The organism is Pseudomonas sp. TNT2022 ID1044 (genome assembly GCF_028656895.1).
GTDB classification, from domain to species: Bacteria; Pseudomonadota; Gammaproteobacteria; order Pseudomonadales; family Pseudomonadaceae; genus Aquipseudomonas; species Aquipseudomonas reinekei.
On record NZ_JAMDHB010000025.1, the window covers coordinates 225,190 to 248,775 of the forward strand.

At 60.2% G+C, this 23,586-nt stretch carries 20 protein-coding genes; 15 read left to right on the plus strand and 5 right to left on the minus strand.

What is annotated here, in order from left to right:
- The first annotated feature begins 5 nt into the window (after positions 1–5).
- From M5G20_RS26370 to M5G20_RS26380, 3 genes are read left to right on the plus strand one after another with little or no spacing between them, the layout of a single operon-like run.
- Complete coding sequence (locus M5G20_RS26370; protein ID WP_273921592.1) at positions 6–1,301, plus strand: acyl-CoA dehydrogenase family protein; 1,296 nt, start codon at positions 6–8, stop codon at positions 1,299–1,301.
- Entirely contained in the window at positions 1,298–2,350 is a 1,053-nt protein-coding gene (locus M5G20_RS26375; RefSeq protein ID WP_273921593.1) for a phosphotransferase family protein, read from the plus strand. The genes M5G20_RS26370 and M5G20_RS26375 overlap by 4 nt, the downstream gene beginning before the upstream one ends.
- Positions 2,351–2,368: 18 nt before the next feature.
- Positions 2,369–3,124: an SDR family NAD(P)-dependent oxidoreductase gene (locus tag M5G20_RS26380; RefSeq protein WP_273921594.1), complete on the plus strand. Its 756-nt coding sequence runs from the start codon at positions 2,369–2,371 to the stop codon at positions 3,122–3,124.
- A 39-nt stretch (positions 3,125–3,163) separates the two neighbouring features.
- Here the strand turns inward: M5G20_RS26380 and folE are convergent, their stop codons facing one another.
- The 3 genes from folE to M5G20_RS26395 form a co-directional block, all read right to left on the minus strand.
- On the minus strand, positions 3,164–3,721 hold the full coding sequence (gene folE, locus M5G20_RS26385; RefSeq protein ID WP_273921595.1) for a GTP cyclohydrolase I FolE: 558 nt from the start codon (positions 3,719–3,721) through the stop codon (positions 3,164–3,166).
- A 60-nt stretch (positions 3,722–3,781) separates the two neighbouring features.
- The gene (locus M5G20_RS26390) at positions 3,782–7,345 is read right to left on the minus strand and encodes an indolepyruvate ferredoxin oxidoreductase family protein (RefSeq protein ID WP_273921596.1); all 3,564 of its coding nucleotides are present in this window, start codon (positions 7,343–7,345) and stop codon (positions 3,782–3,784) included.
- A 196-nt stretch (positions 7,346–7,541) separates the two neighbouring features.
- Positions 7,542–7,991 (minus strand): hypothetical protein, encoded by a 450-nt coding sequence (locus tag M5G20_RS26395; RefSeq protein WP_273921597.1) that lies wholly within the window; start codon positions 7,989–7,991, stop codon positions 7,542–7,544.
- Between the two features lie 230 nt (positions 7,992–8,221).
- Here M5G20_RS26395 and M5G20_RS26400 point away from each other — a divergent pair, with 230 nt between their 5' ends.
- The 8 genes from M5G20_RS26400 (at position 8,222) to M5G20_RS26435 (ending at position 17,241) form a co-directional block, all read left to right on the plus strand.
- Positions 8,222–9,892, plus strand: a complete 1,671-nt coding sequence (locus tag M5G20_RS26400) for a DUF1302 domain-containing protein (protein WP_273921598.1) — start codon at positions 8,222–8,224, stop codon at positions 9,890–9,892.
- Between the two features lie 66 nt (positions 9,893–9,958).
- Positions 9,959–11,311: a DUF1329 domain-containing protein gene (locus M5G20_RS26405; RefSeq protein WP_273921599.1), complete on the plus strand. Its 1,353-nt coding sequence runs from the start codon at positions 9,959–9,961 to the stop codon at positions 11,309–11,311.
- Positions 11,312–11,375: 64 nt separating this feature from the next.
- Positions 11,376–12,194: an SDR family NAD(P)-dependent oxidoreductase gene (locus M5G20_RS26410; RefSeq protein ID WP_273921600.1), complete on the plus strand. Its 819-nt coding sequence runs from the start codon at positions 11,376–11,378 to the stop codon at positions 12,192–12,194.
- A 33-nt stretch (positions 12,195–12,227) separates the two neighbouring features.
- On the plus strand, positions 12,228–12,677 hold the full coding sequence (locus tag M5G20_RS26415; RefSeq protein WP_273921601.1) for a nuclear transport factor 2 family protein: 450 nt from the start codon (positions 12,228–12,230) through the stop codon (positions 12,675–12,677).
- Between the two features lie 38 nt (positions 12,678–12,715).
- Positions 12,716–14,080, plus strand: a complete 1,365-nt coding sequence (locus M5G20_RS26420; RefSeq protein WP_273921602.1) for a phosphotransferase family protein — start codon at positions 12,716–12,718, stop codon at positions 14,078–14,080.
- A 59-nt stretch (positions 14,081–14,139) separates the two neighbouring features.
- Positions 14,140–14,961 (plus strand): SDR family NAD(P)-dependent oxidoreductase, encoded by an 822-nt coding sequence (locus M5G20_RS26425; RefSeq protein ID WP_273921603.1) that lies wholly within the window; start codon positions 14,140–14,142, stop codon positions 14,959–14,961.
- Between the two features lie 11 nt (positions 14,962–14,972).
- Positions 14,973–16,220, plus strand: coding sequence for an MFS transporter (locus M5G20_RS26430; RefSeq protein WP_273921604.1), 1,248 nt, complete (start codon positions 14,973–14,975; stop codon positions 16,218–16,220).
- A gap of 94 nt (positions 16,221–16,314) precedes the next feature.
- The gene (locus M5G20_RS26435) at positions 16,315–17,241 is read left to right on the plus strand and encodes a quinone oxidoreductase family protein (RefSeq protein WP_273921605.1); all 927 of its coding nucleotides are present in this window, start codon (positions 16,315–16,317) and stop codon (positions 17,239–17,241) included.
- Positions 17,242–17,280: 39 nt separating this feature from the next.
- Here the strand turns inward: M5G20_RS26435 and M5G20_RS26440 are convergent, their stop codons facing one another.
- Entirely contained in the window at positions 17,281–18,186 is a 906-nt protein-coding gene (locus M5G20_RS26440) for a helix-turn-helix domain-containing protein (protein WP_273921606.1), read from the minus strand.
- 142 nt (positions 18,187–18,328) lie between these two features.
- On the opposite strand from M5G20_RS26440, the gene M5G20_RS26445 reads away from it, so the two are divergent.
- Complete coding sequence (locus tag M5G20_RS26445) at positions 18,329–19,240, plus strand: LysR family transcriptional regulator (protein ID WP_273921607.1); 912 nt, start codon at positions 18,329–18,331, stop codon at positions 19,238–19,240.
- Between the two features lie 5 nt (positions 19,241–19,245).
- On the opposite strand, the gene M5G20_RS26450 is transcribed toward M5G20_RS26445, so the two are convergent.
- Positions 19,246–19,869, minus strand: coding sequence for a TetR/AcrR family transcriptional regulator (locus tag M5G20_RS26450; RefSeq protein WP_273921608.1), 624 nt, complete (start codon positions 19,867–19,869; stop codon positions 19,246–19,248).
- Positions 19,870–20,163: 294 nt separating this feature from the next.
- Here M5G20_RS26450 and M5G20_RS26455 point away from each other — a divergent pair, with 294 nt between their 5' ends.
- Genes M5G20_RS26455 through M5G20_RS26465 form a run of 3 tightly spaced genes read left to right on the plus strand, consistent with a single transcriptional unit; the run spans position 20,164 to position 23,574 of the window.
- Positions 20,164–20,415, plus strand: coding sequence for a ferredoxin (locus M5G20_RS26455; RefSeq protein WP_273921609.1), 252 nt, complete (start codon positions 20,164–20,166; stop codon positions 20,413–20,415).
- Positions 20,416–20,467: 52 nt separating this feature from the next.
- Entirely contained in the window at positions 20,468–22,087 is a 1,620-nt protein-coding gene (locus tag M5G20_RS26460; RefSeq protein WP_273921610.1) for a GMC family oxidoreductase, read from the plus strand.
- Positions 22,084–23,574 (plus strand): aldehyde dehydrogenase family protein, encoded by a 1,491-nt coding sequence (locus tag M5G20_RS26465; protein WP_273921611.1) that lies wholly within the window; start codon positions 22,084–22,086, stop codon positions 23,572–23,574. The genes M5G20_RS26460 and M5G20_RS26465 overlap by 4 nt, the downstream gene beginning before the upstream one ends.
- Positions 23,575–23,586 lie beyond the last annotated feature (12 nt).

Consider the following 23,586-nt stretch of genomic DNA (forward strand, 5'->3'; position numbering starts at 1 on the left):
ACACCATGGCCTGGGACTTTCAGACCGACCCCGAGATTCAAGTGGAACTGGATTGGATCGATCAGTTCGTGCGTGAGGAAGTCGAGCCCCTCGACAACGTGCTGGGCAGCCCGTGGAATATCCATGACCCGTTGTTTATAAAATTGGTCAAACCGCTGCAAGCACGGGTGAAGGCGCGCAAGTTGTGGGCGTGTCACTTGGGGCCGGAACTGGGCGGGGCAGGTTATGGCCAGGTGCGGCTCGCGTTGATCAATGAAATTCTCGGGCGTTCGCTGTTCGGCCCGATTGTGTTTGGCTGTCAGGCACCGGACTCTGGCAACGGTGAAATCCTTGCTCATTACGGCACCCCAACGCAGAAACAGCGCTACCTGCAACCGTTGCTCGATGGCGATATCGTCTCCTGCTTCGCCATGACCGAACCGCAAGGCGGCGCCGATCCTGCGGTGTTCACCACCGAGGCGGTGCGTGAGGGTGATGACTGGCTGTTGAGCGGCGAAAAATGGTTCGCCTCCAATGCGCGCTACGCCGCGTTCTATATCGTGATGGCGGTGACCGACAAAAGCGTGTCGGTGTATGAAGGCATGTCGATGTTTATTGTTGCCGCCGATGCTCCGGGGGTAAGCATTATCCGCAACGTCGGTATCGCCGATGACCCGGCTGCGACCCATGCTTACCTGTCATTCGACAAAGTGCGAGTGCCCGCGGCCGATATGCTAGGCGCGCCCGGCCAGGCATTTGTCGTCGCCCAGGTACGTTTGGGTGGGGGCCGTGTGCACCACGCCATGCGCGTCATCGGTCAGGCGCAAAAAGCCCTTGATGCGCTGTGTGAACGGTCGTTGTCGCGCAGTACCCAAGGCAGTCGTCTGGCGGACAAGCAGATGGTCCAGGAGAAAATTGCCGATTCGTGGATCGAGCTGGAGCAATTTCGTTTGCTGGTGATGCGCACGGCGTGGCGCATCGACCATTATCAGGACTACAAACGGGTGCGCAAAGACATCGCCGCAGTGAAAGCCATCATGCCCAAGGTGCTACATGACATCGCCGCGCGCGCCCTGCATGTGCATGGCTCGCTGGGGGTCAGCGAAGAAATGCCGTTTACCGGCTACATCGTCCGCTCCTTCCAGATGGGACTGGCCGACGGGCCCACCGAAGTGCACAAAATTACGGTGGCCAAACAGCTGCTGCGTGACTACCAACCCTGCGACGAACTGTTCCCCGATTACCACCGGCCCACCGCGGCGGCCCGAGCCCGGGAAAAATACGCCGACGCCCTGGCCAGCCTTGGCGAGCGTGACGCATGAACGACTGGCAGGATCTTGTCGAACTCGAGCGCCTGGCTCTATGGATGGATTCAAAGGGTCTGGAAAGTGGCTCCATCCAGGCCCCACTGCGATTAACCGGAGGCACTCAGAATCTGTTGCTGCGCTTTCGGCGTGGCACGCGCGAATTCGTATTGCGTCGGCCTTCCAGGGAGTTGCGCGAAGTCGGCAGTAAAACCATTGCCCGTGAAGCACGGTTGCTCAAAGCGTTGGCCGGATCGCCGGTGCCCCATGCCGGCCTGATAGCCGACTGCGCCGACCAAGACGTTCTGGGCGCCAGTTTTTATTTGATGGAGCCAGTACAGGGCTTCAATCCCAACTGCGCGGCAGGTTTGCCGACGCCGCACGCGCAGCAGCCAGCAATGCGCCGACGTATGGGGCTGGCCATGGTGGACGCGTTATTGCGTCTGGGAGAAATCGACTATCAGGCGGTGGGCCTGGGGGATTTTGGGCGGCCCGAAGGTTTTCATCAACGCCAGGTCTCACGATGGCTGGCGCAACTGGACAGCGTCAAAGACTACCCCGGTTGGCCGGGCGCGAGCGGTCTGCCGGGACTTGCCCAGTTGGCCACTTGGTTGAGCGAGCATCACCCGACGCAGTTCCAGGCCGGCATCCAGCATGGCGACTTTCACCTGTCCAACGTCATGTTTCGCCACAACAGCGCGGAACTGGCCGCCGTTGTCGATTGGGAACTGGCGACCATCGGCGATCCGCTGCTCGACCTCGCCTGGTTGGTGGTCACCTGGCCCGGTGCCGAGGGTCATGGTGCCGGCACCATCGAAGTTCACCCCTGGGAAGGCTTTTGCAGCAGCGACGAACTGGTCGCCCATTACCGCGCCGGCAGCTCGCGCTCGTTGGCGGACTTTAACTGGTACCTGGTATTGGCCGGCTTCAAGCTCGGCATCTTTCTCGAAGTCAGTTACGCCCGTGCGTGTGCCGGCAAGTCTTCCATGATCACGGGTAAAAAACACCATGCCTCGGCTCTGCGGCTGTTCGCTACGGCGTTGCAGCGCATCGATCAAACCGCCTGATAATCAGAGGAACAAGTCATGCAACTGGCCGGTAAACGCATCATCGTCACGGGAGGCGCCAGGGGGATCGGCGCGGCAGTGGTCAAGGCGTTTGTGGAGGAGGGGGCCCATGTCATCAGCCTGGACCTGAGCGAAGGTGCGTCGATGATGGGTGACGGTGGCGGGTGGGCGCATACACGAGTCTGCGATATTGTTGACAGCCAATCCGTGGATGCCGCTTTCGCCTTGGCCAACGAACAGCTCAACGGGCTGGATGTGCTGGTACATGCCGCAGGCATCGCACCGAATGCCAGTGCCGATAGCATCACGCTGGACGAGTGGGAAAAAGTGTTTGCGGTGAATACCCGGGGCACATTCCTGACCAATCGCGCAGCCTATGAACTGCTTAAAAGCAGCGGTGGGCGGATCATCAACTTCGCCTCTGCTGCAGGCGTCATCGGACAGCCCGGCAAAGCCCATTACGCCGCAAGCAAGGGGGCCGTGCTGGCGTGGACGCGCACGGTGGCGCGTGAGTGGGGCCCATTGGGCATTACCGTCAACGCCATCGCCCCGGCTATGTGGACGCCGATGTACGAGGCGACTCGCGCGAGCATGAGCGCCGAACAGTTGCAGCAGCACGATGCGTACATGGCCGGGCAAGTGCCCATCGGCGGACAACTGGGCGAACCGGCACGGGATCTGGCGCCTGTGCTGGTATTTCTTGCCGGAGACGGTTCGCGGTTTGTCACCGGGCAGACGCTGATGATTGACGGCGGTATGTTGATGCTCAGTTGAGTGGCTGGCCGCGTGCCTGGGATGAATCAGGCACAGCGCTTAGCGGCTACGGATCAACTGCAAAAATTCCTGACGGGTGTTGTACGACTCGCGGAAGGTGCCGAGCATTACCGAGGTGGTCATGGTCGAGTTCTGCTTCTCCACGCCGCGCATCATCATGCACATGTGTTTCGCCTCGATCACCACGGCCACGCCAGCAGCACGGGTGACTTGGGCAATGGCTTCGGCAATTTGCCGGGTGAGGTTTTCCTGAATCTGCAAGCGGCGGGCAAACATGTCGACAATCCGCGCCACCTTCGACAGGCCAAGCACTTTTCCGGTGGGCATGTAAGCAACGTGGGCTTTGCCGATAAACGGCAACAGGTGGTGTTCGCAGAGTGAGTACAGTTCGATGTCACGGACGATGACCATCTCATCGTTGTCCGATTCAAACAGTGCACCGTTGACGATTTCTTCCAGCGTTTGCCGATAGCCATGGCAGAGGTAATGCATGGCCTTGGCCGCGCGTTCTGGCGTATCCAGCAAGCCCTCTCGCTGCGGATCTTCGCCCACGCCCTGGAGAATTTCCCGGTAGTTTTTCGCCAGTTCTTCGTTCATTGGTCGACCTTATTGTTTAGCCAACTTTCCGGGCTCACTGTATGCCGCCCGGGTTGCTGCTTACAGTTGAGTCACGGCGATTTTGCCGGTGACCTGGCTGGCATCATGAAACGAGGCACTCGGACCATTCCGCCATTGCCCAAGCAATTGCGCCTGGCGCTGTTCGGCGTGGCCGAGGAAACGCTCTTTAACCGGACCATAACCGCGAACGCTGTCTGGCAACTCCGCCAGCTCCTGAGCCAGGCTCAGTTTGGCGGCAGTCAAGCCCGCCAGCACTTCGTCGAGGACGCTTTCGTAACTGGCCAGCCAGTTGCGCTCCACCTTGCGCTCGTGGGTGCGGCCGAACGGATCGAGCCAGGTGTTGCGCAAGAACTTGAGCCTCGCCAGCAGCTTGAAGCCTTGCAGCATCCACGGGCCGAAGCTGCGCTTTTTCGGCTCTCGGCCGCTGCCGTTGTCATTCAGCAACGGTGGCGCCAGGTGGAAGCGCAGGCGGTAGTCGCCCTCGAAGCCCGCCTGGATTTTTTCCAGGAACTGGCCGTCGGTAAATAGGCGTGCAACTTCGTACTCATCCTTGATCGCCAGCACTTTGAAGTAATAACGGGCGACGCTTGCCGACAGCTTGCCCGGTTGCCCGAGCAGCACCGTTTCCGCCTTCATGAATTGCTCGACCCGTTGTCGGTAACGTTGGGCATAGGCCTTGTTCTGGTACACCGTGAGAAACTCCACGCGTCGTTCCATGGTTTCTTCAAGGCTTTGCGACAACAGGCGGTCTGCGTTCTGCACGTTGCCAGCTTCCAGTTTGCGCAAGACCCGTGACAAGTCTTCGGCGCTGCGCCGGCCCCAGGTAAACGCGGCAAGGTTGAACGGTACCGCGGTGCCATTCAGTTCGATGGCTTGCAGCAGTGCCGCTTCGCCTACTGGCAGCCAGCCTTTCTGATACGCGTAACCGAGCATGAAGGTGTTGGTGGCAATCGAATCGCCCATCAGGGCCGTGGCGATTTTGCTCGCGTCGACAAAGTCAGCCTGGGCATGGCCAACCGCATCGGCGATTTGTGCCGACATGGTTTGGGTATGGAATTTCGGGTCCGGGTGCTTCAGCAAATCTCCGCTTTCCGCCTGTTGGGCGAAGGTCCGCACGAATGCGCTGGTGATGGTTTCTTCGCTGTTGATCAGGGCATGGGTAACGCCTTGGCGCAGCTTGGACAAGGTTTCGGTGTTGGCACTGACCACCAGGTCGCAACCTAACAGCAGGGCCGCTTCACCTTCGGCAATACGGGGTGCGAACAACTGATCCTGGCGCGCGGCAATGCGAATGTGCGACCACACCGCGCCACCTTTTTGCGCCATGCCGGCCATGTCCAGGTTGAGCGTGCCTTTTCCTTCGATAAATGCTGCCATTCCCAGCAAAGCGCCGATGGTCACCACGCCGGTGCCACCCACACCGGTCACCAGAATGCTGTAAGGCTCATCCAGTGTAACGGTTGGCGGCGTCGGCAGTTCCCACAATTCATCGGCTTTGGCTGCAAGCGCTTTGGGTTTGCGCAAGGAACCGCCTTCGACCGTGACAAAGCTTGGGCAAAAGCCGTTGAGGCAAGTGAAGTCCTTGTTGCAGGAGGACTGGTCGATTTCCCGCTTGCGGCCGTACTCGGTTTCCACCGCCACCACCGACATGCAGTTGGATTTGCTGCTGCAATCGCCACAGCCTTCACACACCGCTTCGTTGATCACGACCCGGCGTGCCGGATCCGGGAACTTGCCGCGTTTACGGCGCCGACGTTTTTCCGCAGCGCAGGTCTGGTCGTAAATGATTGCGGAGACACCCTGGAACTGGCGCAGTTGTTCCTGCACTTCGTCCATCTTGTCGCGACGCAGCACTGGCACTCCGTCGGCCAGGTCATGGATGTGCTGGTATTTCTCGACATCGTCGCTGACCACCACGACACGTTGCACGCCTTCGGCAGCCAATTGACGGCTGATTTGCGAGACGCTGAGCGTCCCGTCCACCGGTTGTCCGCCAGTCATGGCCACGGCGTCGTTGTAGAGAATCTTGTAAGTGATCTGCACCTTGGCCGCGATGGCGGCCCGAATCGCGAGAATGCCGGAGTGGAAATAGGTACCGTCACCGAGGTTGGCGAAGACATGTTGAGTGGTGGTGAACGGTGCCTGGCCGATCCACGCCACGCCTTCGCCGCCCATCTGACTGAACGTCTGGGTCTGCGGGTAGATCCAGGCGGCCATGTAATGGCAGCCGATGCCGGCCAATGCTCGACTGCCCTGCGGGACTTTGGTCGAGGTGTTGTGCGGGCAACCGGAACAGTAGTGGGGCACGCGTTCCATCAGGTTGCTGAATTGGTCTTTACTGGCCAACTGCGCATCCAGCACCGCCAGGCGCACTTGCAGCGGGCCGTTTTGATGCAGGCGCAAAATGCGTTTGGCCAGCGCCCGGGCGATCATCGCCGGGGTCAGGTCGTTGATGGCTGGCAGCAACCAGCCCGTGTGCGGCAGGCTCCACTCACCCTTGTCGTCAAACTTGCCGACGATGCGCGGGCGTACGTCCTCGCGCCAGTTGTAGAGTTCTTCCTTGAGCTGGTATTCGATCATGTGGCGTTTTTCCTCCACCACCACGATTTCTTCCAGACCCTCGGCAAACTGCCGCACGCCTTCCGCTTCCAGCGGCCAAACCATGCCGACCTTGTACACGCGTAGGCCGATTTGCTGGGCGAGTGTTTCGTCGATGCCGAGGATTTTCAGTGCCTGGCAAACGTCGAGGTACGATTTGCCGGACGTGATGATGCCGATGCGCGCTTTCGGCGAATCCATCACGATGCGGTCAAGGCGATTGGCACGGGCGTAGGCGAGGGCGGCATACAATTTGTGTTCCAGCAGCCGCTGTTCCTGCGCCAGGGGCGGGTCTGGCCAGCGAATATTCAAGCCACCTTCGGGCAGCGCAATATCGGGAATGATCGGCTGTACGCGATGAATGTCGATGTCGACGACGGCCGCGCTCTCGACCGTATCAGCCACCGCTTTGAGGGCGACCCAGCAGCCGGAATAGCGCGACATGGCCCAACCGTGCATGCCGTAGTCGAGGTATTCCTGCACACCGGATGGCGCCAGCACCGGCATCATCACCGCTTTGAAAATGTGCTCGGTCTGGTGTGGCAGCGAAGAGGAGCGCGCGCCATGGTCATCGCCGGCAATGGCCAGCACACCGCCAAATTTCGAGGTGCCGGCGGCATTGGCGTGACGGAACACATCGCCGCAGCGATCGACGCCCGGCCCCTTGCCGTACCACATGCCGAACACGCCGTCGTAAGTGGCACCTTCGAAGAGATTGACCTGTTGCGTGCCCCAGATCGAGGTGGCGGCAAGGTCTTCGTTCATGCCTGGATGGAACACCGTGTGGTGCTCCTTGAGATAGTCGCGCGCCTTCCACAATGCCTGGTCGAAACCACCCAGCGGCGAGCCACGGTAACCGGAAATAAACCCGGCGGTGTTCAGACCATTGGCCAGATCGCGTTGGCGCTGCATCAGCGGCAGACGCACCAGCGCCTGAATGCCGGTGAGCAAAACGTTGCCGCTGTGCTTGACGTATTTGTCATCCAGAGACGGGGGCGCACACATGTTCATCCTCCAGGCTTTATTGTCATGGCGGCGCCAGGAGAGCGGCGTTGCCTAGTTATTGGCTGGAGTCTAGGGAGCGGTTTTGCCATCGTAAAATCACAAAAACAGGGCGTAGGTATCGGTTATTCAAATACCTGCATGCACAATGTTCTTTACGCCGTTGTGGATAAAGCCTGTTGGCGGTCTGGTGTCACTTTCACCTTGTTTCGGGCTTGATATCGCCACAGAAAATATCCACGTTGCCATCGGCTGGTGTGGTCCTTAGCACTAAGTAGTATTCACCGGAAAGCAGCTCTGATAGCGCCACTGGCGCACTTCGTGAGTAGGTCCAGCCGCGCGTTGCAGAAATGCGATTGGTGTTGATCCGGTCATTCATTGCATAGGCGACAGGCCCGGGCCGCTCGCAGCTGCCTTTGTTGATAAACGTGTAGAGATTCAAGGGCCGAAGGGTGCCGCCTGGAACTCCACTGACGACGAAGGAAAACGCTGTCTCATTGCCCTGAGCGGCCAGCGTTGTATTGGCGATCTGACCGCCGTTGCGCGGTGTAGCGTTCAACGGAACGGTCACTGTCTGGCTTGATGAAGTCGTACAGCCGACGATCATCGCAGCGGCTACGAATGCCGCTGCCTGGGTTCCCGATTTCATGGTCACCTCCTGTACTCAAAAAGTACGATTCAGGACCTTTGAGTATAGGTCGGGAGTATTTGACCAATACCGAAATGCATTTCAGCAATACTCCCAATCGTTGTCTCATACCTCCGCGTCCCGTCTACTTCAGTCCATACCGAAAGCCCACGGATCAGCGCTCATAGGCGCGGTCCAGACGGCCCAACGCTTCGGCTGCCAACAACAATAAAAAAGTAAAGGGAGTGTTGATGATCGACGCAAAGCTAAAGCGGTTAAGCCTAGCTGTCTGGTTCAGCGTGACCGGGTGTGCCTTGACCGTTGGCGCTGTGCAGGCCGCCGAGTTTGATACCGGTAATCCGGACTGGACCGCGCGCTGGGACAACACCGTGCGTTACAACCTTGGGATCAGGGCCGAAGGGCGCGACAGCGCATTGGCCAACAACGCCAGCTACGACGAGTCCGATGCCAAGTTTGATCGCGGCGATGTGGTGACCAATCGGGTTGATGTGATGAGCGAAATGGAGGTCGCGTACAAGCAGTACAACGGCTTTCGCATCAGCGGCGCGGGCTGGTACGACCAGGCTTACGAAAACACCGACGTCGAAACCAGCCCGGGGAATGTTTACTACCCCGGTGCGTTTCCCGGTACCAGCACGCCGAGCTACACCAATGGTAAATACTCCAGCTTCACCAAACGCTATCACCGTGGCCCTAGCGGCGAGTTACTGGACGCCTTTGCGTTTACCCGTTTCGATCTCGGCGAGATTCCGGTCAGCGTACGTGCCGGCCGCCACACTGTGTACTGGGGCAACGGCCTGCTGATTGCCGGGCATGCGGTGTCCTACTCGCAAGCACCGCTGGATGGGCGCAAGGCGGTGAGCAACCCCGGTACCGAAACCCGCGAAATCTTCCTGCCGCTGACGCAGATTTCAACCCAGGCTCAGGTGACCGACAAGTTATCGCTGGCGGCGCAATATTTCTTCGAATGGGACACCACGCGCGCCCCTGAAGGCGGCACGTATCTGGCCTCCGCCGACGTGGCCCTGGAAGGACCGGACCGTTTGCCGTTGTTCAGTGGTGTTTCGCGGCCTTTGATTGACCCGGTCAAACCCAAGGACAGGGGCAACTGGGGCGTGATGGGCACCTACAGCTTCGACTTCCTGCATTCGGAGGTCAGCGCGTTCTATCGCGAGTTCGATGACTACAACCCGTGGGGCCTGCAAGTGGCGCCGAGCTTTGCCCGTTACGTGTACGCCGAGAACGTCAAGCTCTATGGCCTGGGTTACTCCGCGGGCCCGGTACTGGGCGGCGGCTCCCTCGGCGTCGATCTGTCGTATCGCCAGAACACCTCGCTGGTCTCCAGCAACATCAGCACCACCGATAATCAGGGCGCTCGCGGTGACACCTGGCACATGGTGGTCAATGGCCTGTGGTTGCTGCCGCGCACCGATTACTTCGACACCGGCAGCCTGATCACCGAAATGGCGTTCAGTCATGTGCAACGGGTGACCAAGCACGAAGAACTGTTCAAAGGTGAAGGCTATGGCGGCTGCCCGACGGGGCAGGACAAGCATTACGGCTGCGCCACCAAGAACTATGTCGGCCTGGCCGTTAGCTTTGCGCCGCAATGGCTTGGGGTGTTTCCCGGCTGGAATATTTCCACGCCCATGAGTGTGGATTATGGCGTCAACGGCAATGCCGCCACGGGCGGTGGCAACGAAGGGAAATACACCTGGAAGGCCGGCGTCAAAGGCACCTACGACGAGCGCGTCGACGTGACCCTGTCGTACATCGGCTACGGCAGCGAACGTAAATATGCAGACGTCGCCGGCGTCGGAAAAACCGTGGTCGGGGGCACCGGCGACGTAGGCCTGACCGACCGCAACTGGGTGTCGCTCACCCTCAGCACAGCGTTCTGAACCGCGCCTGAACTGCAATGCAGTGATCACCGGACTCGGCGATCACCCATCTGAATGGAGAACGTTATGACGGTTAATGCATACGCGATGGGCCTTGTGGCCATTGCTTTGGCGGGGGCGGCCGTGGCCGATGAGGGCGCTACCACCGCCGACCTGGGCGGCAAGCTGACGACCTTTGGTGCGATTGTTGCGGGCAACGCGGCAGGTACTATTCCGGCCTACGACGGTGGCCTGAAAGTGCCCGCAGGGCTGGTGCCCGGCGACGGCAACTGGCCCAACCCGTTTGCCAATGAAAAACCCCGCTTTCGCATTACGGCGGCCAACGCCGACCAGTACGCCGACCAATTGGCAGCCGGGCAGCTGCAACTGCTCAAGCAGAACCCCGACACTTATTATCTTGAGGTGTACCCCACCCACAGGACGGCGACCTTTCCGGCGAATTTCCTGGCAGCCACCCAGCGCAACGCCAACCGCAAGGACTGCAAAACCGAGAACGACGGCCTGTCGATCAGCGAAGGCTGCCGGGGCGGTCTGCCATTCCCGCTGCCGCGAGATGGCCGGGAGTTGATGTGGAACTACATCCTCAACTATCAGGGCGTGAATGGCTGGGACTGGAACCACAGTGCCTATGTGGTCAACGAGGGCCACGCGACGCTGACCAACACCAACCGGTCCACCGGCGAAAAACCTTTCTACCAGATGGATGTTCCTGGGCGTGATCCAAAAATCGCCCAGCGCATCTGGTCGCGCATCGTCGCGCCGGCCCGTACGGCCGGGCAGGCATCCGGGTATTGGGATTATCTCGACCCGGTCGCCGACTCCCGCTACGCCTGGAGCTACAGCACCGGCCAGCGCCGCGTCCGCAAGGCCCCGGAATTCAACTACGACACCCCCAACTCGGCGTTCGGCGGGGTGGCGTTCTACGACGAAATCTTCCTGTTTTCCGGAAAGATGGACCGCTTTGACTGGAAGCTGGTGGGCAAGAAGGAAATGTTCATCCCCTACAGCAACTACACGCTGAAATGGGGTTGCGACATGGACAAGAAACTCATGCCAAAACACATCAACCCCGCGTGTGAGCGCTGGGAGCTGCACCGTGTCTGGGTGGTGGAAGCGACGCGCAAGGACGGCGTACGCCATGCGCAGAAAAAACGTCGCTACTACATCGACGAAGACACCTTCGGCGCTGCGGTCTACGACGCCTGGGACGACAGCGGCGCGCTGTTCCGTACCGGCTCGCAATACAACATCGAGGCGTACGGCATTCCCAATAATCCGCAACAGGATTCCTACTCGTTGTACGACTTCACCCGTGACCAATACGGCATGTTCGGCAACGGCCCGACGCGCTACCGGCAGGAACCGGGCGCTGAGCGTGAAGCGAATCCGCAGACCATCGCCGGTGGCCAGACCCGCTGACCGCATGCTCCTTTTCGGCGCTTGTCACAGGCGCCGATTTTTTTATCCGTCCCGAGACCCTTTTATGAGCGAGATTGTGCAACGTTTAGACGGTAAGGTCTGCGTGATCACCGGCGCCGGCAGTGGCATCGGCCGCGCCTCGGCCCTGCGTTTTGCCCGGGAGGGCGCCACGGTGGTGGTCACCGACCTTTTCGCCGAATCGGCGGAGGCCGTGGCGACTGAAATCGGCACCAGGGCACTGGCCATGCAAGTGGATGTCGGCGATGAAAACGCTCTGCGGCAGATGGTTGAGCAGACCGTCGAGACCTTCGGGCGTATCGATGTGTTGTTCAATAACGCCGTGTACAGAAACCCGGCCACCACCCGCGATATCGACTTCATCAACTTCAACACCGAGCTGTTCCACAACTGCATGCGGGTCAATGTGCTGGGCGGTGTGTTGGCGTGCAAGTACGCATTGCCGCACATGCTCGCCCAGGGCAGCGGTTCGATTCTGTTCACCTCGTCCACCAGCTCGATTGCCGGCGAAATTTCTCAGTTCAGCTACGGCGCCTCCAAGGCCGCACTCAACTGGTACGTGCAAAGCATTGCCGCCACCTTTGGTAAACGCGGCATTCGCTGTAACGGGATTTTGCCGGGGGTGATTCGCACGCCGGCCATGGAAAGCTGGGCCAACGAAGCGATGAAGGCGGCCTTTCTCGACCTGCAAAACGTGCCGCAACTGGGCGAGCCGGAGGACATCGCGGCCATGGCCGCTTTCCTCGCCAGCGATGACGCCGCCTACGTCAACGGCACGCTGATGCGCGTGGACGGCGGCATGAGTTGCGGCACGCCGATGGTGCCGGTGGTGCGCAATTTCCTGTTGCCCCAGGCCTCGATCTGATCCCCATCCATTCACTGCACTGGAGCCCGTTTTATGGCACTCGAACAGGAACGCTTCATCCTCGACATGCTCGCCGCCTGGGGCGACGGCGGCGATGGCAGCCGGCCGGACCTCGAACGCATCATGGCCACCTTCGCAGACGACGCCGTCTGGCAACTGTGGGTGCCCGGTGGCCCGGTGATCCGTGGGCGAGATGCGTTACGCCGCGAAATCGAGCGGCAGATGAGTTATGTCACGCACAACCGCTGTACCACGCGTCACATCGTCTCTTCGGAGCGCGTGGTGATGACCGAACGCGACGATTACTGCGTCAGCAATGGCGTACCCATGCCGCACTCAATGGTGGCGGTGTATGAGCTGGACGAACACGGCCTGATCTGTGCGTGGCGCGAGTACCTGGACACTGCCGATCTGGCGAAGAAAAAGGGCGTGCCGCTGGAGCAGGTAGGCGGGCCGAACGCTGGTAGCACCAGCACCCATTGAGAGCGGCGCTGGACATCAGCGCCTCAGGAAGACCCCGTATGCCAACAACAATAAATGCGACTGTTGATCCGGTCGAAGAAAAGCTGCGCAACTTTGTCGAGGGGCTGCTGGGTGGGAACATCACGGCGATGCAACGTCTGCTGCGCTGGCGTCCGGCGTGGAACCTTGAACTGCAACGCGATGGCGAAACCCTCCAATTGCATATTCGTGGCGAGCGAGGTGGTGATGTCAGCCCATTCCCGGAGCTGCGTCGGGAGGCGGATATTCTCACCTTGCTTGGTCAGCAGGGCGTACCGGTGCCGCGTATCTACGGCTTCTGCGAAGACCCGCAAGCCATCTTGATGGAGTTGGTGCCGGGGAGTCGTGATGTCAGCACGGCGAACACTGATACCGAGCGCCATGCCGTCGCACGTCAGTGGGTCGACGCCATGGCGCGCATGCACCAACTGCCGTTGCAACCCTTCATTGAACAGGGCATTCATCTGCCGACCAGTGCCGAGGGCATTACCCTTGCAGGTCTGGAAGCTTATTACCCGCTGTATGCGCGCAATAAAACCAGGCCTCAGCCGCTGGCCGAATTCGCCCTCGGCTGGTTGCGCCGCAATGTGCCGCAGCACCGTACCCGGCCTGCTTTCGTGCAGTACGATTCTGGGCAATACCTGTTCGAGAACGGACAGGTGAAGGGCCTCTACGATTTTGAATTCGCCATGATTGGTGATCCGTTGGCTGACCTGGCGTCGGCGCGGATGCGCGACAATTACGAGCCGCTCGGAGACAGTTTCGCGGACCTGTATCGCTACTATCAGCAAGTGACCGGCGAGCCGGCGGACCCCGATGTCGTGCGTTACCACACCGCGCTGTTTGCCACCGTCAGCACCATGCAGTTCTCGGCATCGGTGGCCACGCCACAACCGGGCGACCCCCACGACACCTACACCGAGTTCGACATCGCCCTGCGCCGGGTGGTGGTGCACGCGCTGGCCGAAGCCATGGGGGTGCCGCTGCAAACGCCAACACTGGAGATAGTCAGCGGCGGCCCGAATGCACAGTTGCTGACCATGCTCGCCGATGCCTTGGCGCAGGTGGAGGTCGGCAGTGACTTCCAGAAAACCAAGCTGCGCGCCGTGAGCAAACTGGTGGAGTACCTGGGCCGTGGCGATGCCATGGAATTGCACTTGCGTGAGTTGGAGCAGCAGGAGGCGCAAGTCCTGCTGGACCGCACCTTCAGTGACTACAGCGAGATTGACGCAGCGCTGGAAGCCTTCGTAAAAAGCGCCGGGCCCGAATACGACGAACCCTTGCTGCGCCTGTTCATGGCGCACATCGAGCGGCGCGTCCTGGTTTACGGCAGCACCGCCATTGGCGCCTCCGCCAGCCACATCGACCTGCCACCCGTCGCCTGACAGGGTGAAACCTTTCTCGCCCGGTGGCTGGTCACCGGGCCTTCGTTTTCGGAGTGTTTATGTTTGTTCCTGATAATGCGTTCCAGCATCGGTATGGCCCGTGGTCGGTGATTGCCGGAGCCTCCCATGGCGTGGGCGCGGCGTTTGCCCACGCCCTCGCCGAGCGTGGCCTCAACTGCGTGCTGGTGGCGCGCCGTGAGGACGCCCTGGCGCAACTGAAAAGCGAATTGGAGCAACGTTACGCCATCGAGGTGCTGGTGGTGATCCAGGATCTTTCTCAGCCCGATGCCTGTGAGCGCTTGCTCGCATCTGTCGGTGAACGCCAAATCGGTCTGTTTATCTACAACGCGGGCGGCGACCCTTACATCACGCGCTTTCTCGATACCTCGACCGAGGACTGGGGCGCCTTGCTGCGCCTCAATTGCTTGACCGTGATGCAATGCAGCCATGCCTTTGGTGCCGCGATGCTGGAGCGCGGGCAGGGCGGCTTGCTGTTGGTGGGTTCACAGGCAGCGTTGGGGGGCATACGCAAACTGGCGATGTACACCGCGACCAAGGGCTTTGCCCTGAACCTCGGTGAATCGCTATGGGCCGAGTGGAAAGACCGTGGCGTCGATGTGCTCAACCTGCTCATCGGCACTGTCGATACACCCACCATGCGCGCTGCCATGGTCAAAATGAACATTGCCGACGCCCTGACCATGACCTTGCCCAAAGCAGAGGACTTGGCGCTTCTGGCGCTTGAACAACTGGGTAATGGTCCGACGCTGATTCACCCCGAAGACACCCTTGTCGAGGTCGTGAACGCACCTGGCCCGGTACGCCGTGCCCAGGTGCTGAGCAAGAGCGCGGAAGCGGCTTTGTTTATCGGCAATGACTGAGGTCACCCACCATGAAAGGCTTTGATAACGCGGAATTCAAACGCGGCTGGCGAGTGCTGATTCTGGCGTTGGTCGGCGTTGCCACCAGTTCCAGTTCGTTGCTGCTGTACAGCTTCAGTTCTATGGTGATTCCGCTGGAGCAGGCCATGGGCTGGGGCAGGGCGGAGTTGCAGGCGGCGATCACCGCATTGTCGCTGGGCACCATCGTCGCGTCGCAATTGGCCGGCTGGCTCAACTCGCGCTACGGCTTACGCCGGGTCACATTGCTGTCACTGCTGGCGTTGTCCCTGAGCGTTTTCACCCTGACCTGTATCAATGGCTCGATATGGACGCTTTACCTCGGATTTTTCCTGGTGCCGTTGGCCGGGTTGGGGACGTTGCAGGTGACCTGGTCGCACCTGGTGAACTTGTGGTTCGAGGAAAACCGTGGCCTGGCCTTGGCGATCATTCTCAGTGGCTCCGGACTGGCTGCCATCATGCTGCCGTTGATCACCGCCTGGGCGATCAGCCGCTGGAATTGGCAGGCGGGTTTCCTCGCGCTGGGCGTATTGCCGGTACTGCTGGCGTTGCCCTTGGCTTTACGCTGGTTGTTGCCTACCACCGATGTCAGCCAAAACTCGACGCAACTCCACGCCACTAGTGAACAAACCGGCGGGCTACTGCTGCGCGAGGCGCTGCGCTCATGGCGGTTCTGGGTGTGCAACCTGTCGATGACGTTGGTGGTGTCGTGCGTGGTGGGCATGGTCACCAACATTGTGCCGTTGCTGCAGGACCGTGGCCTCAGCGCCCTGCAGGCCAGTCAGATTTTCGCCAGCTTCGGCGTGTCGCTGATCCTTGGCCGACTATTGGTGGGCTACCTGATTGACCGGTTGTGGGCGCCCGGTGTTGCCTCTGTGGCGCTGCTGATGCCGGCATTTGCCTGCGGCATTTTTGCCTATGGGGATTCCAGTATTGCGATGTACACCCTCGCCACGTTGCTGGTCGGCGTGGGTGCCGGTGCCGAGTTCGATATCGCGGCCTTCCTGATTGCCCGTTACTTCGGCATGCGCGACTACGGCCGCTTGTTTGGCGCTCACCTGGGCTTGATTACCGCAGGTGCGGCGATTTCTCCGTTACTGTTCGCCGGGTTGTTCAAGCTCACCGGTGGCTACTCGGCCATGCTGCTGTTCAGTTTTATCTGCTTTGTCGTCGGCCCCTTGCTACTCCTGACGTTGGGTGGGTACCCGCGATATCAGTCCGAGCCATCAGTGGCCAGTTAGAGAAGCTACCGAAGTAAATATAGACAAATAACAGAATAATGTTCAATTATTGCCTAAAGTGCAGCCTGACAATAAAACAGACAAGGAGAATGCCATGCGTGCAGCAATCATTTCCGAGCGCAATGCGCCGCCGGTAGTGGGCGAGTTTCGTGATCCGCAGCCGCAAGACGGCTCGGTGCTGATCGATGTCGATACCGCTGGCCTTGGGGGCTGGGATGTACTCGGCGCCTACCGTCTGGGTGTTGAATATCCCTGTGTCATTCGCGGCGAAGGCGTCGGCCGTGCGCCGGATGGCCGTCGGGTGTATTTCGGCGAGCGCTCGGTGTTGCCGTTTGGTGCCTGGGCAGAGCGCACCCTGGTGCCGCAAGCCGAAGTATGGAATGTGCCGGACGACGTGGACGATAAAACCGCGATCAGCATGGGCATCGCTGCGACCGGCGCCATCGTGCCCCTGGAAAAAGCCGCGATTCAGAAGGGTGAAAAGGTGCTGATCCTGGGCGCCACCGGCACTCTCGGCCAGATCGCCCTGCAACTGGCGCGCGGTCTCGGTGCGGGCAAGGTGGTCGGTGCTGCCCGGTCCGCTGAAGCACTGGGCCGGTTGAAATCGCGAGGGCTTGCCGATGAAGTGGTGACTTTGGGTGGCAGCGATGATGTCGGTGCGCTCAAGGATGCGGCCGATGGCGGATTTGATGTGGTGCTCGACCTCGTGTGCGGTCAACCGATGTTGACGTCCCTGAAAGCCACCAATTGGGGAGCGCGGATCATGACTATTGGCACGGGGGCTGGGCGTCAGCTCAATCTGGATATTGCCGATCTGTTGTTTCGCAATCTGTCGTGCATCGGCACTGGCCAGCGCCCGCCCGCAGACCGTGAACAGATCTGGCTGCGTCTGCTGAAAATCGCCAAAGAGCAGCAGATTCAGGTGGATTACCTGGATTTTACCCTTGATCAGGCGGCTGAAGCCTGGGCCGCGCAGGTCAATGGGCCACACGCCAAAATCACCGCCACGATTCGTCGTTGAAGCCGCGAGCGTTAGAAGGCGCCCCTGTCAGGGTGCCTTCTAACGCTGGCGCTGATGGCGAAATTCCTCGGGTGTAACGCCGAGTTCTTTACGGAAGGCCGCACTGAAAGCGGCGGCGTTGTTGAAGCCGGCCTGGTAGGCCACCTGTTTGATCAGCAACCGTGGGTCAGCCAACAGCGCCACGGCTTTTTGCAGTCGGGTATGCGCGGCGTACTGGCGCAAGGTCATGCCGGTGGTGTTTTTGCAGCGACTGGACAGGGTCCGCAATGGCAGCTCGCAGGCCCGCGCCAAGTGGCCCAGAGAGCGGCCTTCGTCACTGACGCTGTCGAGCAGTTCACGCAGGATGTTGAGTTGACGAGGGCTGAGTTTTTCAGCGTTGAGTGAGGCACTGATTGCCTCGTCGGGCGTATCGATAAATTCGCGGCGCAGGTCCAGGGCAATGCTGGTGAGCAGGCACTCGGTGTGCAGTTCGCTGGCAAAGCCGGGGTTGGCGACTTCTTCGGCCAGCCGTTGCAACGAGGCGTGCAGGTAACCGCTTTGCAGGTTGAGCATGGCTGCGCTGACGTTGTCCTGCCAGTTCCAGCGATAGCTGCCCAGGACGCCTAGTGAGCAGGGGTCGAACAGACACACCAGGGCCTTTTGCTCTCCGGCATCGTGGCGCAGGTGGAATTCGGTGCCATGGGGAATGAACAACAGCTTGCCCAGGGGTTGGAATTGAGGCACGCCGTGGCTGGAAAAACCGCCGCAGTTAGGCTTGATCTGCGAACTGGCAGGCAGCATCAGGCGTAACAGGCAACTGTCGCCGGTTTCGATCAAGGCTGTGCCGGTGTTGGACCATTGCGCATGTTCAACCCGGATGTCGAAGCCTTGCCTGGCCAATGAAGCTTCAGTCAGGAAATTGCCCGACGCTTCACAGTCGTACTCGCTGTAGTGGATCGCGTTCATTTTTCAACCTTCAGCCATTTTTATTATTGGCGCTGAAATTCGAAGGATAACGATACGTCAGGGCAGCTACCCGGTCTCGAGTGTAACCAGCACGTGGACCGAGCTGTTTCATATATTCAGGCGGCAGGTATCAGAAAATCAGATGACAAAAGGCAAAGATATTTCGATGCGCCAATTGCGCTATTTCGTTGCCGCCGCCGACGCCGGCCAGTTTTCCCAGGCGGCGCTGAAGGCGCATGTATCGCAGTCGGCGATTACTGCAGCGGTGTTGCATCTGGAACAGTCCATGGGCGTTAGCCTGTTCGACCGCTTGCCCCATGGCGTGGCGCTGACCGCTGAAGGCAACAAGTTTTCCCAGCATGCGCGGCACATTCTCGACACGCTGCAGGACGCTCTCAGTGAACCGCTGTTTCTCGGCCACGCCATGCAAGGAACCGTGCGTGTGGGTGCCTCCTACACGGTGCTCGGCTACTTTCTGCCAGCGCTGCTGGCACGCTTCAAACGTAGCTACCCTCAGGTAGAGATCGACCTGATCGACATGGACCGCCAGAGCATTGAAGCAGCCCTGAGCAATGGCGACCTCGACTTGGGCTTGGCGATTGTCTCCAACACGCCGAACTTGCACGGTTTTGCTCACCATGTGCTGATTCGTTCGCGCCGCCAACTCTGGCTGGCAAGTCAGCACCCATTGATGTCTGCCACATCGATCAATCTCGAAGACGTCGCCGAGCATGCCTACATCCTGGCCACGGTCGATGAGGGGGAGACCTCCACCATGCGCTATTGGGAATCCCGCGGACTGGCACCCAAGGTGGCTTTTCGCACCTCTTCCATGGAGGCGTTGCGCGGGCTGGTGGGGCATGGTTTCGGTGTGACCATTCTCTCGGACATGCTCTACCGGGCCTGGTCCCTGGAAGGCAAAAAGATTGAAATCCGCCCGTTGGTGGACGTGATTCCACCCATGGAACTGGGGCTGATCTGGCTGTCGGATAACTGTTTGTCGGCGCCGGCCCAGGCATTCCGGCAGTTTCTGATCATGGCCTGCACCTCTTGATCCCGCTACGGGCGCACGCTGTTGTCAGGCGGCCAGGTGCCGTTGTTCATCAAGCTGTCGAAGGTTTCGGTCATTTCCCGCGCCGGGTTCGGATAGTCGTGGCGCACCCACCACAACCACAGCCCCACCAAGGCACCGACGAAACAGCGCACGGCGGCCTCGCCACGCAGTTGATCGATTTGGTACAGGCCCTGTTTCCGGTAGTGTTCCCGGACCTGGATGATCAAGATATTTTCCAGGTGCGCGAGAATCACGTTCTGTCCCGGGCCGCTGAAGAACGCCGTCGTCAGTGCCGCATGACGTTCGGTGGCGCTGAACAGCCAGGCCGAAACATCCAGCAGGACACGGCGGTCGCCATCGACTTCGGTGACCTTGGTCGAGGGAACGCCAATGGCTTCGTACCCGGCGACGATCAGGTCCTCCTTGTCGCGAAAGTGCGCGTAGAAGGTGGAGCGCGCGACCCCTGTACTGTCCAGTAATTGCTGGACCGTAATTCCTTCGTAGCCCTTTTCCAGCGCCAGGCGATACATGTGGTCCAGCAGCAATTCCCGGGTGCGTTGGGAACGCAAGACGTGGCGTTGACTGGCGTGATTTTTATCGGCTGTTTGCACGGAAGCTAGGTGAGACATTCTGAACCTCGGCAGCGCTTTTTATTGGTTTCATGACGGCGGGTACAAGAGCTTCCCGGCGGTGATCAGAACACAATGACAGAGGATGTTTTGCACCAGCAGGTTTAGTTTTAGAACATATTCTGCGAAAGTGTTAATGAATTCCGTCTGTGCCGTACAGATTTGCGCTTCTGTTCGTTGTGGCTTTGCGCCTGCGGCCTTACCGTTTCTCCAGTCCGATAGAGACCTGGAGAACAATAATGAATAACGCTCCTGAAACGCCTGCACCTGTTCCTGCGCACATTCCCAAGCACCTTGTCCGCGATTTCGATCTATGGGCAGAGCTCACCGCCCACGGCGAAAACGCCTATCAACCAATCCTGCTGCGTAGGTCATGCCCGCTGCAACAACGTCGCGCCCGCGCTCTATCCACTCGATGACAACGGCTACATCGCCAGCAGCGGCTTCAGTGTGCCGATTGGGCAAGAGCGGCTGGCAAAACGCGGTGCCCGTGCCTGCCCGGATCGGGTCATCGAGGTTCGCGATACATCCGACGAACACCGGTGAGTGCCGCCCTGGAGATGGAAGGCTTACAGCAACCAGCGAAAGAAGAACCACAATGAGCAAAACCTATGACTACATCATTATCGGTGCGGGGTCATCCGGCTGCGTCCTGGCCAATCGCTTGTCTGCCGACTCGACCATTTCGGTGCTGCTGATCGAGAGCGGACCGGATCACACCAGCCCGTTGATCGCCATGCCCCGTGGCATTGGCAAACTGCTCAGCCCCGGCAATCCGCATGTGTGGAGCTACAAGGCCGCACGCGGCGAGGGTATGACCGACGAGCAATGGCTCAAGGGCAAAACAATTGGCGGCTCCAGTTCTGTCAACGGCATGGTCTATGTGCGCGGAGCACCCGCTGATTATGATCATTGGGAAGCGCAAGGCTGCGCCGGCTGGGGCTGGAAAGACATGGGCCGGCAGTTTGTCGCCCTCGAAGACCACCAGTTGGGCAAGAGCCAATGGCGCGGAGTCGGTGGCCCGCTCAAAGTTACCGTGCACCCGTCGGGCCACGCCCTGTGCGATGCCGTCATCAGCGCGGCCGGTGAGCTGGGTGTGGCGCGTACTGAAGACACTAATCATATCGACTCGGTCACCCAGGGTGGCTTTGGCTATCAGCCGCAAACCACTTGGAAAGGCCAGCGATTCAGCGCAGCTAAAGCCTTTCTCGACCCGGTGCGTACACGCCCGAACTTGACGGTTATGACCGGCACGGATGTGCAACGCATCGAGTTCAGCAATCACCGTGCCTGTGCCGTGCTGGTCAACAACAATGCCGGCAAGGGACGCTTCGACGTGCGGCGCGAGGTGTTGTTGTGCGCCGGTGCCATTGAATCGCCGAAGCTCTTGCAACTGTCTGGCATCGGCCCGGCCAAATTGTTGAACTCGCTGGGTATCAGTGTGCTGCACGACGCCCCCGAGGTCGGGCGCAACCTGCGTGAGCACGTGTACATGGCCATGCAGTACCGGGTCACCCGTGGCAGCTTCAATCACTGCTTCCATGGGATTGGGTTACTCGGTGCAGTGGCCCAATACTTTTTGCGCAAAAAGGGACCGATGACCCATGCCGCCCACGAGGCCGGTGGTTTCATCAAGACGCGTCCGGAGCTGGATCGTCCGGACGCGCAAATCGGCGTCAGCCTCTATTCCATGGACGGCGACGGCAACAAGGTCGAAATCGACAAGCAGCCCGGCCTGACCATCGGTGGCTATTTCCTGCGTCCGCAGAGCCAGGGTGAGGTGCGCATTCAATCGGCGGACGCCACGGTTCCACCCCGGATCAACGCCAATTATTTGAGCGCAGAGATCGATCGCACCTCCGCAATTGCCTTGTTTCGCTGGTTCCGCCGACTGGCTGCGCAGCCGGTGCTCAAGCCTTTCATTGTTGGCGAGCTGACACCGGGGCCGAAGGTAGAAAGCGACGCGCAAATTCTTGCCGCGTTCCGCCGCTTCGGCCAGACCGCCTACCACGTTTCCGGGACCTGTCGCATGGGTGCCGACAGCGCGTCGGTGCTTGACCCCGAACTGCGAGTGCGTGGCGTCGAGGGCCTGCGTGTGGTCGACACCTCGGTGATGCCGTGTCTGGTTTCTGGCAACACCAACGCCCCAGCCATGGCCATTGCCATGCGCGCTGCAGAAATTATCACCGGCAAAGTCTCAGGAGATCCAACACCATGAGTGTTCCCTTTACCCGGCTGGACAAGCTGTACATCGATGGTGCGTGGGTGGGGGTCGACGGTCCGCGCGAACCGGTGCTCAATCCGGCCACCGAAGCGGTCATCGGTCATGCACCGACCGGTGATCTGCATAGCGCCGATGCGGCCATTGCCGCCGCACGCAACGCATTTGATAACGGCCCTTGGCCGTGGTTGAGCATGGCCGAACGGGCCGGGTACATGCGGCGGATGCACGCCGCTTTGGTGGCCAAACGGGAGCAGATTGCCGCGCTGATTATCGCTGAAGTCGGCTGTTCCCAAGGCGTGACTTTCGCCATGCAGGTGGATATGCCGCTGGGCCATGTGCTGACCGCGATCGAGCAGTCTCTGCACAGCGACAGCCTGCAGATTCCGGTGCAGGCCAATCCCAATCCGTTCAACCCAACCGGGCCGATGATTCTCGGTAGCGGCACGGTGGAGCGTGAGGCCATCGGCGTGGTAGCCGGCATCACCGGCTACAACTTTCCGTTTTTGCTGAACCTGGCCAAGGTGTTTCCGGCCTTGCTGGTCGGCAACACCCTGGTGCTCAAGCCTTCGCCATTTACCCCGTACTCGGCGTTGTTATTCGGTCAGATCGCTGAAGAGATCGGTTTGCCCAGGGGCGTGCTCAACATCGTCACCGGTGGCATTGAGGTGGGCAGCCTGTTGAGCAGCGACCCACGGGTGGACATGGTCTCGTTCACCGGTTCGGAAGCGGTGGGCGTGAGCATCATGAGTCAAGCGGCGCCGACCCTGAAGCACGTGCATCTGGAATTGGGCGGCAAATCGGCGTTGATCGTACGGGCCGATGCCGATATTCAGGCCACAGCGCTGGGGGCTGTCGCCGGGCTGGCGGTCAACGCAGGGCAGGGCTGTGCGTTGCTCACGCGCTTCGTGGTGCACCACTCGGTACGCGAGCAATTCGTGCAGTGCGCCAAAACCATTGCCGGGCAGTGGAAAGTCGGTAACCCGGCAGATCCCAGCGTGATGATGGGCCCGCTGATTCGGGAGTCGCAGCGCGCCAAGGTCGAGCACTTTATTGCCAGTGGCCGCGATGCGGGGGCCACGCTGGTGTGTGGCGGTGGGCGACCTGCGCACCTGCGGCAAGGCTTTTTCAGCGAACTCACCTTGTTCGATGACGTGCGCAACCACATGCTCATCGCCCAGGAGGAAATCTTTGGGCCGGTGGGGGTGGTGATCGGTTTCGGCAGTGATGACGAAGCCGTGTCCATCGCCAACGATTCGCGCTTTGGCCTCAACGCTGCCGTGGCCTCGGCCGATGCCGCCACCGCCTACGCCCTGGCCAGACGCATCCGTGCGGGCAGCGTATACCTCAACGGCGGCAGCGGCAGCCTGCCGTATGCACCTATCGGCGGCTTCAAACGTTCAGGTCTGGGCCGCGAATTCGGGCCGAACTGGCTCAAAGAGTTCACCCAGGAAAAATCCATCATCTACCCCATCGGGCGCTAGCCATGACGCCCT

What these genes read in the sequence shown, in the direction of transcription:
- M5G20_RS26370 (WP_273921592.1), top strand. Translation starts at nt 6, where the DNA reads ATGGCCTGGGACTTTCAGACCGACCCCGAGATTCAAGTGGAACTGGAT.
- M5G20_RS26375 (WP_273921593.1), top strand. Translation starts at nt 1,298, where the DNA reads ATGAACGACTGGCAGGATCTTGTCGAACTCGAGCGCCTGGCTCTATGG.
- M5G20_RS26380 (WP_273921594.1), top strand. Translation starts at nt 2,369, where the DNA reads ATGCAACTGGCCGGTAAACGCATCATCGTCACGGGAGGCGCCAGGGGG.
- folE (WP_273921595.1), bottom strand. Translation starts at nt 3,721, where the DNA reads ATGAACGAAGAACTGGCGAAAAACTACCGGGAAATTCTCCAGGGCGTG.
- M5G20_RS26390 (WP_273921596.1), bottom strand. Translation starts at nt 7,345, where the DNA reads ATGTGTGCGCCCCCGTCTCTGGATGACAAATACGTCAAGCACAGCGGC.
- M5G20_RS26395 (WP_273921597.1), bottom strand. Translation starts at nt 7,991, where the DNA reads ATGAAATCGGGAACCCAGGCAGCGGCATTCGTAGCCGCTGCGATGATC.
- M5G20_RS26400 (WP_273921598.1), top strand. Translation starts at nt 8,222, where the DNA reads ATGATCGACGCAAAGCTAAAGCGGTTAAGCCTAGCTGTCTGGTTCAGC.
- M5G20_RS26405 (WP_273921599.1), top strand. Translation starts at nt 9,959, where the DNA reads ATGACGGTTAATGCATACGCGATGGGCCTTGTGGCCATTGCTTTGGCG.
- M5G20_RS26410 (WP_273921600.1), top strand. Translation starts at nt 11,376, where the DNA reads ATGAGCGAGATTGTGCAACGTTTAGACGGTAAGGTCTGCGTGATCACC.
- M5G20_RS26415 (WP_273921601.1), top strand. Translation starts at nt 12,228, where the DNA reads ATGGCACTCGAACAGGAACGCTTCATCCTCGACATGCTCGCCGCCTGG.
- M5G20_RS26420 (WP_273921602.1), top strand. Translation starts at nt 12,716, where the DNA reads ATGCCAACAACAATAAATGCGACTGTTGATCCGGTCGAAGAAAAGCTG.
- M5G20_RS26425 (WP_273921603.1), top strand. Translation starts at nt 14,140, where the DNA reads ATGTTTGTTCCTGATAATGCGTTCCAGCATCGGTATGGCCCGTGGTCG.
- M5G20_RS26430 (WP_273921604.1), top strand. Translation starts at nt 14,973, where the DNA reads ATGAAAGGCTTTGATAACGCGGAATTCAAACGCGGCTGGCGAGTGCTG.
- M5G20_RS26435 (WP_273921605.1), top strand. Translation starts at nt 16,315, where the DNA reads ATGCGTGCAGCAATCATTTCCGAGCGCAATGCGCCGCCGGTAGTGGGC.
- M5G20_RS26440 (WP_273921606.1), bottom strand. Translation starts at nt 18,186, where the DNA reads ATGAACGCGATCCACTACAGCGAGTACGACTGTGAAGCGTCGGGCAAT.
- M5G20_RS26445 (WP_273921607.1), top strand. Translation starts at nt 18,329, where the DNA reads ATGACAAAAGGCAAAGATATTTCGATGCGCCAATTGCGCTATTTCGTT.
- M5G20_RS26450 (WP_273921608.1), bottom strand. Translation starts at nt 19,869, where the DNA reads ATGTCTCACCTAGCTTCCGTGCAAACAGCCGATAAAAATCACGCCAGT.
- M5G20_RS26460 (WP_273921610.1), top strand. Translation starts at nt 20,468, where the DNA reads ATGAGCAAAACCTATGACTACATCATTATCGGTGCGGGGTCATCCGGC.
- M5G20_RS26465 (WP_273921611.1), top strand. Translation starts at nt 22,084, where the DNA reads ATGAGTGTTCCCTTTACCCGGCTGGACAAGCTGTACATCGATGGTGCG.